We start from the raw sequence: 10,768 nt of genomic DNA, 5'->3' as shown, positions 1-10,768 counted from the left end.
GTAAAGCAGAGATTGACTATGCCAATTGCAACAGTTTCAAAAAGCTGCCTATCCAGATTTGCGCCGACCGCTTCAAAAATTGTAGAGGTATAATTGAATACAACATTTATTCCACACAACTGCTGAAATACAGCTAGGGTTATTCCGATCAAAAGCGCAGGACGAACACTTTTATTAAATACAGCCTTTAGACCTGTGGGCCTTGAATTTTCAATTGATTTATTGACTTCATTGATCGTATTCGCCGCAAACCCATCCTTGCCTATTTTAATAAGTGTTGCACGCGCTTTTTCAATATATCCTTTTTGAATCTGCCACCTTGGGCTTTCTGGTAAAAAAGTCACGCCAATAAAAAACAATGTGGAGGGCAATACCCCCAGACCGAACATCCAGCGCCAAGCCTCAGGCCCGGTATCGGCCAGAAAATAGTTGACTAGGTTGGTGAGCAGAATACCTAGCACGATCGTAAACTGGTTAATTGCGACATTTCTTCCCCGTATCGCAGCTGGGGAAATTTCTGCAATATATAAAGGGCTTAAAATGGAAGCCATGCCAACCCCGATACCTGCACAGAACCTCATCAGTATGAAAGCTGACAGCGAACTGCTCAAGGCCATACCTACAGAAGAGGCAGCAAAAATCAATGCAGATAACATCAGTCCGGGTTTCCTGCCAAAAACATCTGCACCTTTGCCTGCAACCAGGCAGCCTACGATACAGCCAAGGGCAAGAGAGCCGGTCAAAAACCCTTCCCACCACTCGTTAAGCCCAAATTCGTTTCTTAAAAAAGGCAATGCACCTGAAATAACTGCGAAATCAAAGCCAAACAGATAACCTCCAAGGGCAGATATGAATGAGATAAACAGGATATACCTTGTATTGAAGGAAATGTTTTGGTTTTCCATTTTATTAGTATTATTTGGTTAGAATAAGATATGGTACAATTTTATAGAATATTACTCCGCAAGCGGATGGACATTCAACCGAATATGATGGATAAAATTATGATGCAGTGAAAATAGATCCCGCGCTTAGAGTATCTAGACACAGACATTTGCTAACGTAATTACATTTTCTTACTATTGCCGAATGAAATCTCTTGGGGAAAATTTTAAAAAGGATGGTTTTGAAGGTCAGCGTGCTATCGTCATCCCAAGAACCATTCTACAAAAATTCTGTGTAGCCAATAAACTCATCAACAAATGTTTTATAACCGATATCGGCTATTATCCTAAGGCCAGATTGCATTTTCGGGAAAGAACTCACGGTGCTGAACAGAATATACTGATATATTGCATTGACGGAAAAGGAACCATTAAAATCAACAAAACCTTTTATGAAATCAGCAGCGGAGATTTTCTTTTTATCCCACGGGGACAGGCCCATTCTTACAAAACCGATCCTGAGAATCCCTGGACCATTTATTGGTGTCACTTTAAAGGCGAGCAGGCGGATGAGATCATTGAACTTGCAGCCAGAAAATATGGTTCCCCAAAAAGTTATGTTTCTTTCTCCGATGATCGCATAAACCTATTTGATTCCCTATATCAAACCCTTGAGAGTGGATATGGTTTCGATAACCTAAGCTATGTAAATTTGAGGTTCCCTCAATTTTTGTCCTCATTTTTATTCGTTGATAAGTTCGAACAGTCTCCGAAAACGGCAAGCGAGGACCTCATCGAACTCTCGTTCCGATATATGCAGGACAACCTGGATAGAATATTAACGCTGGAGATGATAGCAGAAAACGTAAATATCTCTGCAAGTCACTTCTCAGCAATCTTTAAAAAACGCACGGGCTTTCCTCCGATAGAATATCTGAATCATCTAAAAATCCAAAAGGCCTGTCAGTTCTTACAGTTTACAGACCTAAGGATCAAAGAGATCGCCTTTAAAATCGGATTAGAAGATCAATATTACTTTTCCCGTTTGTTCAACAAGGTTATGGGAATTTCTCCCACCCAATATCGTGAGCAGCGTGGGGCACCTAAATAAGATAGGGAAGATATTTTAGCCGATTAAATAATAAACGGCGAGGGCAATCGGTAGTTCATAAAAAAATTGTCACAAATACGTTCAAAGCACTTACACACGGCCAGGAACCGGTAAGGCTATAGCGAAAACATGTAGATATGTTGAGTACATCGAAAACTTCCGACAAATCATTATTATGATAAAAAAAGAAGGAACAGAAAAGTTATTGACACCTGAAGAAGTCATCAGACAGGCTGATCTTGAGGAGCGCATTGAAATCATCGAGGAAGTAAAATACGCCGATGATCGCAAAAACGGATCAAGCGAAAAGTTGGGGGGAAGTGATTTTTAAGCATATATTTTTGACAGCCTGAATAGGAAGAATTTGATATCCCTGGTAAAACCTTAGTGTGTTGCCCCCATCTCGCCTAAAATAATTTCAGTATAATACCTTAATTTCCAGTTAAATCACAAAGGAGATAAAAATGTTGGAATGGGGTCAAATAAATTGGTTTGTACAGACTATCCTTATAATTCTTTTTTAGCTACAACACCTTCAAGATTACTTTTAACTGATACAACTGTAGAAAGATGTTTTGAAACAATATCCTGAATTTGAGTAACAATTTCAGATTTCTCATCAATAATATTGTTAATTTCAGATGCATCAATTGCAAGATTGAACAATTGTAGCTTTTCTAATTTTTCAAGTTTTTCAGGATATCCAATAGGGTTATTTTTGTAATAATACAGCTTGTAATCGCCTACTCTAGCAGCAAACAGCTTAGTACCATGATAGAAAAACATTTCATTTCTTGGATTACTGTTTTCTCCTTTTAATACTGGAGATAAATCATATCCATCTGTTTTTAGATTTTCAGGAAGTTGAATGTGGGCAAGGCTGCTAATTGTAGGCAATAAATCTAAAGTGCTGCCAATCTTAACTTCTACTTTTGGTTTCAAGTTATTTGGAGACCATATGATAAAAGGCACACGAGTTCCTCCATCATAACTTGTTCCTTTTGCTCCATATAATATCCCTGATGATCCTCCGTGATCTTTATATAGTTTCCAAGGCCCATTGTCAGACGTAAAGATCACATAAGTGTTTTCATCTAAATGTTGCTCCTTAAGCGTTTTTATAATTTGACCTACACTCCAATCTAATTCCTCAATTACATCTCCATACTTCCCACCTTTACTTTTACCCACAAATTCCTTTGATGTAAAAAGAGGAATATGTGGCATTGAATGAGCTAAATACAAAAAGAAAGGTTTGTCTTTATTTTTCTTTATAAATGCAATTGATTCTTCAGTATATCGCTTTGTAATTGTTTCCTGATTAGCAGGCCGTTCAATGATTTCTTTGTTTCTAATCAGCGGAACATTGAAATCTTTAAAATCCGGATTAAAATAATTTTCGAATTCATAATTTTTTATACGATCCATATCATTTGAGTATGGAATTCCAAAATAATAATCGAATCCATTGTCAAGAGGTGTATAAGGCGCTAAATGTCCCAAATGCCATTTACCAATTGCCGCCGTTTGATAAGATGCAGTCTTTAACAATTCGGCTATTGTGGTTTCAGACTCAGGTAACCCTCCCGATGAATTAGGGAATAAAACACGGCGGGTATCGCTTTCCATCCCAATTCTTACGGGAAGCCTTCCCGTTAATAGTGCTGCTCTTGAAGGTGTACAAACATTGGCCGCAACATAATAATTTGTCCATTTTTGGCCTTCAGTGGCTAATCTGTCTAAATTGGGTGTTAAAATTGAAGGGTTTCCAAATGTTCCCAAATCTCCATACCCTAAATCATCGGTAAGAATGATTATAAAATTAGGCTTACTGCTACTTTTTTTCTGGCTGTGTACTAAATTTATTGTCAGTAAAAATGCGCCTATAAAAATTACCATTTTTTTCATAAAATCTTCTATTTATTATCTTGTATCCGGAGGTTTTTCTTCCCTTAATTTATTTTTTGTATTTTAATTCACTAATGTCCGATAAAAAAAAGAAAATTAGTACAAAAAGGAAAGCGCGAAAAGTGTTGCTTAAAAAGTGGATCATTAATATTTCGGATGGTTAATAAATAAATTCGCGAAGAGTCACTCTACGCCACGAYCCAACTGGCATAAGTAGTTTACACTTTTTGTCCCGAAACCTATTTTTTCTTTGCCTATCAATTTAGCCAATTCTGGCACATCTTGTTGAATATTACATTTCAAAATAGTAGCTAATTGTTCCAAACGGTAGCATGGTTTGATCAGCCTTTATTTCTGCACCACGCTTTTCATTCGCCAAGCATGAATACAGTTTTTTAGGTCTACCATTGGTCCATTTCAAATCAACACCTTCGGGTTTATCCGACACAGAACGAAGTCTCAAGATCATCCCCTTTCCATCATCACCTTGTTTTAACATCGTAACAAATACTTTCGGATTTCCAATATTAACCCAGCTTTTCGCCACTTGCTTTCCTTCAACCGGCACTGCAAGTAAGGGACGGTTTTGTTCCATCCCAAAGCGATTTGCAGCCACAGCATCATATGGCCCGTGCGGAAAAACCCCATAATGCATATCAATAATCCCCCCTTGCTCGAGCGGGAAGTTGGTATACCAATGGTTATTTAAAGCCCAAGAAAAAAGCGTTTGTGTTTTAGGAATTGTTTTTAACCATTTACTTTTTAAGGCATCGCCCAAAATATTTGCGGTTAAATCTCCAAACTCAATCAGAGGAGCTTCAATAGCCGTCCAGGTAATGCCAGTTTGATCATTTGAAATGTCAACCCAATGCTGAAATGCCAACCAATTACGGTTTGCCCCCGGAATTTGATCAAATTCTGGTGTCATAATCCCCCAAGGTATATCCATACGTGTGGTACCATTAGGAACATTAAAAGCAAATCCAAAATGAATCCCCTCCTTCACACGCGTACTTATTTTGTCGAATGAATTCGTTAGATCTATCCACGGTTGTCCCTTAACGACTCTAATTTCTCTTGTAAGCCATTTGCAACCCTGTGCATTTGATTCTACGATGATTGATACCACCAGGGGACCTTTTTCCTTAACCTTAAGTACAATATTGTAAGGCTGTAGTGCTCTATTAGAAGCATCTTCACCCAATAAATAACGATAACTGTTTAAACCATATCTCGACCTTTTATCCACGTACTCCTGTTTAGTAGCAAGATTAATTAAGCTCGAAATATCCCCAGTTTTTGGATCAATTGCAACAGAAAACGTACCATTTGAAAGTGTATCTCCTACTATGCGACACTCGCCAGGCTGTTGGCCAGGTTTCCCCTGTYCAATGGTAAAAAGCGCTGAACCAAGTGCTGGAATTCTATCAGCAGAAAAAACAAGTTCGCCAGTTGAAAGTCTTTGTGACGGCACCTCTTGCCCCTTTTCATTTAGTACCCGATCACCACTTTTACTCTGATCTTTCGAGAGTGTAACCAGCCCCCCTCTTTCCCAAGAAAGCGTGTTAAAAATAGCAAACTTATTACTTTCAGGCTTTTTTATTTCTTTGAATGTTTCTGCTAAAAGTTCATTGCTTGTTTTGAGTGCATTTTCAAAATAGGAAGCTTTGGTTTGCTCAATTTGTTTGGCCATAGGCGCTGCAGGGTCTGAATATCCCCATGTATGTTCTGATCCCAACAGCACATTTTCCCATGATTCGTTAATTTCCTTTTTCGGAGAAGGCTTTTTATAGTCTAGTATAGACCATGCGGTCTCCATTTGCACCAAATTTTCAGTGGCACGACGTTTCATGCCCACACGTAGTGCGTCCGAACCCAATCCATCTGTCCAGTATTCGGTGTAATCTCCTTTTACTTCTGGGATTATTGTACTGTAGCGGCTTTCAAAGTCATTTAAAATTCTTTGTGCACCTGATATTACTAATTTAGGATAGGCATATTTTTCATTCCATGCGCGAACAGCATCTGGCAAATCTGCATCAATTAGTGTATTATCTGCCAATGACCAGGTCATTACATACATATTATAAGGCGATTGATCAGCCTCTAACTTGGCAGTTTCATCAAAAATAAATGGATCGACAAAATTAGCCGTAGGGTCTTTACTCGTAAAACGATCAGGTCCATCACCAGGGCTATGTCCTTGTATTAAGGCAAGGTTCTCTTTCGAGCCTTTTAAGTTATAACCATAGCCATAGGGATATGCCTGATAGAATAGAATTTTAGATTTTCCATCTGGCGAAACCCAATAAAATGGCTTATGCTCCCATGCCTGCCTAATCGTCCCTATTCGACCAACGTGATTAGGAAAACTAAAAAAACCTCGAATACCATTTTGAAACGCTGCCTGAGTTATACCCCAGCCAGCTCCGGGAACATCCATTTGCACCATTGTCTTTATCGGAACACCAGTAATGTTTTGAATTTCATTGGAAGTATGAAATAATCGAAGTAATTCCTCATCAGAGCACGTACTCGTATTTGTATTGCCATAACTGCCATCCAAACACACCCAACCCTTTCTAACCGCGTCAATAAAAGCTTTTCTTTTCTCTGATGTAGCCTTTTTCAAGTATCCCTCTGTTACCCAACTTGCTTCAGGGTTCCACACAAAACGAGCCCCTTCTGGGTAATTTTGGGTCTTTTTTGCAATGTCGATACCAACATCTAAGTTACGGATATGTAGTTTTTGAACAAATTCCTGCGTTCCCGTATACCCTATATCAACATGAGAATGGGGATATATATAAACCGTCCATTGGCGTTTTGCAGGAACCAATACTGATTGGCTTAATTGGTTTGTTGAAGTAATTACCGAAATTCGGGCCTGGCACATCTTGTTTACACCAGCACCATCGGGTAATAGTACCGACAAGGAATCGACACTCTCCATAGAATTAATGGGGGTTTCTTCGATAACCGAATTACATTCTACCTTTATTTTAGCAGAACCCGACCGTTTTAACCCTTTAAAAACGAGGGTAATTGCACGCCCTGGTTTGCCGTCTTTAYGGTGTTTATAATAGGGCTGAACCTTACATTCAAAAGATTGAGGAACAGATTGAGCTAAAGTTGCATTAATACTAATAGTGCTTAAAAACAGTAATGTTAGTGCAAAGCCCAACATACTCATATAATTTTTAAGCGTTAAATTCTTTTTGATGTATCTCATTACCTAAGTGTTTTTTATAGCATGTAATTTTTACTGAAGTATAAAACTTGCGGGTGTATAAGCATTCAGTAAAAAAGTTAGTTTATTGTTAACTATAGTAAATTGTTTCCCTGTTAATCACCTCGGAGGTTTACTGGTGTTGTTTTAAGAATTATGTGTTAGCTTCATCAATTTATTCCAGTATAAAACTTACCGGAACGTTTGCATTAAGAGAAAAGATAAGTTTTACCTCTCACCTTGCAGAGTTACTCTAGTGGCTTTAGTAATAAATGCAGTTTATTACCTTTATCGGAACAAGGCGGTGTCTACTTCATATGCAACATTGAAAAGCAAATACAATCTATTTAATTATTGATTATCATAGAGTTCCATATAATCAACTTTGGGAATGTTTTTCCCTAAAGCTTCCAATTCTTTATCCCCATCAAACAAAAGAGGGAAAAATTTGCTATCTAGTACCTGATCCTGTTCCATAGGCGGAAAACTTTTTAAGGCTTCTAACCTGCTGTAGCCCGCTGTGTTTCCTAATGTATTATAGTTCATCGCATTAAGAACAATAGCTCTTCTGGAACGATCTGAAGTATTTGCATAAGATCCGTGCATGGTAAGGGGATGATGAAAGCTAGCATAACCTTTCGGTAATTCATTAGCTATTCTATTATCAAATTGCACTAATTGTTCTTTATTTAAAATTTCCCTTACCGCATCCATATCACCGGTTAATCCGGTAATAGGAAGCAAGCCCCATTTATAACTTCCGGGAACAAAATAGAGACAGCCATTTTCTACATTTGCATCATCTAAACCTATCCAGCAAGTGAGATGATGCATTGGTTTTGTAAATGTCCAATACGAAAAATCCTGATGCCATGCCACTACTCCCCCATGCTTAGCCGGTTTACAAAACAATTGATCATGAAAAAGTCTAAAGGATTGCCCCAGTAATTGATAGGCTGCCATGCGGTACGCTGGTGCCCAGAATAAATCATGAAAACCAGGAGTTACACGCCAGCCACCAATAGCGTGAAAGAGCACCTTGCTGGGATCTTCGGATTCATTACTTTCATAGTGGTAAAATAATTTTTTCTCCTCCTGACTTATGGACTGTAATTTTACAAGTTCCTCATTGAGTATATCTACTTGTTCTTCTGTCAGGACTTTAATTCCCTTGAGATATCCATTTTCCTTAAAAAAAGAAACCTGTTCTTCCGACAACATGTATTGTTCCCATTCCTTTGCAGTCTTCGGTTGCACAAACATACTGCTTATTGGATGGCTATAATCTGCCAAATCCTTAGATAAATTTATATTTTCCATAATCTTTTTTTTCTATAACAAGCATTTTTTACCATTTACCGATACATGGTATTCTTTATGACCGGATTTACTGATGTCTATAAAACTGTTTTAAGCATATACACTATAACCAACCAGGCAAAACAATAAAGCCTAAAATATACTTTTCATACAAGCCGTTTATTCATCTGAGTGATGACAATACTAATAAACATAATAGCATTGTATTAAGTATCCCGGCAATGCCGGGAATACTTATCAACCAAACCTCAGGATACCACCCCTGAAATATATTTTTGCGCTATTTCCTTTTTATTTCCACTCCTACCAAGAAAGACCATACCAAAATCAGATTCATAATTTACTGTTGTCAGCTTTGGTCTTCCCGGGGTTTAATTACTTCAGTACAAAACTTGCCGGTGCATATTSMYYCAGGAAAAACTTCAGTGTCCCTTTGACAACYGGYAGCYGCTTRCCGATTATTTCACCRCGCARAKTTACAGGGCTTGCCTTGGTGTAATTTGAGCCTTTGGGCAATGTAACGGTAACAGTACCGGAATTTCCTGCCTGTTCCCACAACCGTAACAGTGTACCCTTGTTTCCATCAGGATCGTCACCAAAAGCGGTTACAAGTATACCTTTACGTGAAACAGCAATGCCTGTTTGTTGCATCGGCAGTCTTTTGCCCCYTCCGCTTGCGGCAACRGCTATTAAYGGGGTTCTTGCTTCCCATGAGCGTACAGCGAGATTCTCTGCTGTTTTTTCTCCTTGTTTGATGCCCCAGATACGTACCCTTTCGCTCCATGAACCTTCGGTCCAGTAGGGAAAGTTGGTATTCCACATATTGTTGTACAGATTCACAAATACAGAAGGTTGTTTGGGAAAATAATCATAATCATATTTCCAAAGGCCTGGTTCGCCAAAACTGAGCAAAGGTGCATCGATAGCACAGATCCCAGCACCCGATTGATCAGGGGCAACCAGTGAGGCTCCTGTTTGCACGCCGTATATGTAGCGGTTACCGCCTACAATCTGATCTTTTGCTAAATCCATAGCGCCGCCCAARCGGCCMAGGATATACTTTGGCTTATTCACATTGAAAGGAAAGCAAAGCCATCCTCCATCRGGAACAGTATTGGCGATTTTATTRTTGATATTCCATTCCACATCCACATACTCAGATGCCTTGGGAAATGTGAAACTAATGGAAACCGATTCGGCAACAGGATTGGCATTMGCTGCAAGCAAYGTAACCTTATCGGCAACCGGTGATTGCTCTAMYTTCATTTYCCAAYCWRTAGGYGTRGTRGCCAGATAAGGGATGTCTGTAGGCAAATTTGGTTTCAGACCCGCAGCAAAATTGTTCCTTACGTAATTTCTGTCGTGATAATCTTTGGTTTGTGCATAGCTGAAACGTTCGTGCAGGAACTGCCCCAGTGCATAAGYGGAATGTTGATCAACCAGTTCCCTGCCGGTTGCCTTTTCAATCAATGAGGCAATTCCGCCTTTTTTCATGTCAAACTTTACCSTATAAAAYTTTGTATCRAGCGTAGWGCTYCCTGCACCGGATACCGTRTAAGCTGATGAGGTGTTCTTGATGACCTTGTAGCCATTKGCGGGTATRTTCCCTACWGCTATTTTCTTTCCCTTAAAATCAACCACTCCGCCCCGCATCCAGGGCAATGGATTGTACACCACGATGTCCCCAATGTTTGCTTTCACATTGTTGGCCAACAGGTCCATGCGTGAGGTAAAATTGGTTACAATAATGCTATCGGTGGTATTAATGTACTGTGCTTTATCTTTGAAACTAGATTCGAATTTTTCATAAAAACCTTCTTTTCTTGCCTGAACGAAGTCATCATTGTATTTATAACGTTCTGCTTCTGATAGTTGTGTTTTTCCATCTTTTGAAAACGCACCGTAACCTGGTGAAGATGCTCCAAATGTATGTTCTCCAAAAAGCATGCTGTTTTCATAAGCCTTTGCCAAAGGTCCGGCTAATGATGTAGTTGAAATTCCCCATCCTTTCAATTGTGTATTCAGGATATCCAAGGCCGGTTCAAGCGGACGGATGTTCCTCGCTGTTTTTGATTCCTGAGGCATGGCCATTACCCCATGGATCCATGGATCAACCATATCACCACGAATGGTAGGCACTTGTGGATTTTCGGCCAATAAAACTTTTGCATATTCATCCAGGTCGGTAAAATGCAAGCGGACGTCTTTCATTCCGGCTACCTGTTTTTTTACTTCTTCAATTTCTTTGGGCGTAGGTGGGCCGGTATTATCATGCGTCATAATTACGGCCAGGTAATTTTTCGAGGGCCAGTTCTC

Annotated in this window: 7 protein-coding genes; 2 read left to right on the top strand and 5 right to left on the bottom strand. The window is 39.2% G+C overall.

Annotated elements, in window-relative coordinates:
- The coding region (locus AC1DPQ_RS06840) for an MFS transporter (protein ID WP_477608517.1) at positions 1 to 905 on the bottom strand (905 nt) is incomplete at its 3' end.
- Positions 906 to 1,089: 184 nt separating this feature from the next.
- Between AC1DPQ_RS06840 and AC1DPQ_RS06835 the strand changes: the two genes are divergently transcribed.
- Positions 1,090 to 1,995, top strand: a complete 906-nt coding sequence (locus tag AC1DPQ_RS06835) for an AraC family transcriptional regulator (protein WP_477583804.1) — start codon at positions 1,090 to 1,092, stop codon at positions 1,993 to 1,995.
- 175 nt (positions 1,996 to 2,170) lie between these two features.
- Positions 2,171 to 2,326: a hypothetical protein gene (locus AC1DPQ_RS06830; RefSeq protein WP_477583802.1), complete on the top strand. Its 156-nt coding sequence runs from the start codon at positions 2,171 to 2,173 to the stop codon at positions 2,324 to 2,326.
- Between the two features lie 176 nt (positions 2,327 to 2,502).
- Here AC1DPQ_RS06830 and AC1DPQ_RS06825 read toward each other — a convergent pair whose 3' ends face one another.
- From AC1DPQ_RS06825 to AC1DPQ_RS06810, 4 genes are all read right to left on the bottom strand, one after another.
- Positions 2,503 to 3,903 carry a sulfatase family protein gene (locus AC1DPQ_RS06825; RefSeq protein ID WP_477608516.1) on the bottom strand — a complete coding sequence of 467 codons (1,401 nt, stop codon included), beginning with the start codon at positions 3,901 to 3,903 and terminating at the stop codon, positions 2,503 to 2,505.
- Positions 3,904 to 4,195: 292 nt separating this feature from the next.
- The gene (locus tag AC1DPQ_RS06820; protein WP_477608514.1) at positions 4,196 to 7,135 is read right to left on the bottom strand and encodes a glycoside hydrolase family 38 N-terminal domain-containing protein; all 2,940 of its coding nucleotides are present in this window, start codon (positions 7,133 to 7,135) and stop codon (positions 4,196 to 4,198) included.
- 348 nt (positions 7,136 to 7,483) lie between these two features.
- The gene (locus AC1DPQ_RS06815; RefSeq protein WP_477608513.1) at positions 7,484 to 8,452 is read right to left on the bottom strand and encodes a phytanoyl-CoA dioxygenase family protein; all 969 of its coding nucleotides are present in this window, start codon (positions 8,450 to 8,452) and stop codon (positions 7,484 to 7,486) included.
- Between the two features lie 375 nt (positions 8,453 to 8,827).
- Positions 8,828 to 10,768: alpha-mannosidase (locus AC1DPQ_RS06810; protein ID WP_477608511.1), on the bottom strand; the 1,941-nt coding region annotated here is incomplete at its 5' end.

The sequence above is a fragment of the Pedobacter sp. 01T416_2 genome (assembly GCF_056398925.1).
Note: the sequence above shows the minus strand (reverse complement) of the source record. Positions and strands in the feature narration are given on the sequence as shown.

Coding starts and splice junctions, on each gene's coding strand:
- AC1DPQ_RS06835 (WP_477583804.1), top strand. CDS start 1,090: ATGAAATCTCTTGGGGAAAATTTTAAAAAGGATGGTTTTGAAGGTCAG.
- AC1DPQ_RS06830 (WP_477583802.1), top strand. CDS start 2,171: ATGATAAAAAAAGAAGGAACAGAAAAGTTATTGACACCTGAAGAAGTC.
- AC1DPQ_RS06825 (WP_477608516.1), bottom strand. CDS start 3,903: ATGAAAAAAATGGTAATTTTTATAGGCGCATTTTTACTGACAATAAAT.
- AC1DPQ_RS06815 (WP_477608513.1), bottom strand. CDS start 8,452: ATGGAAAATATAAATTTATCTAAGGATTTGGCAGATTATAGCCATCCA.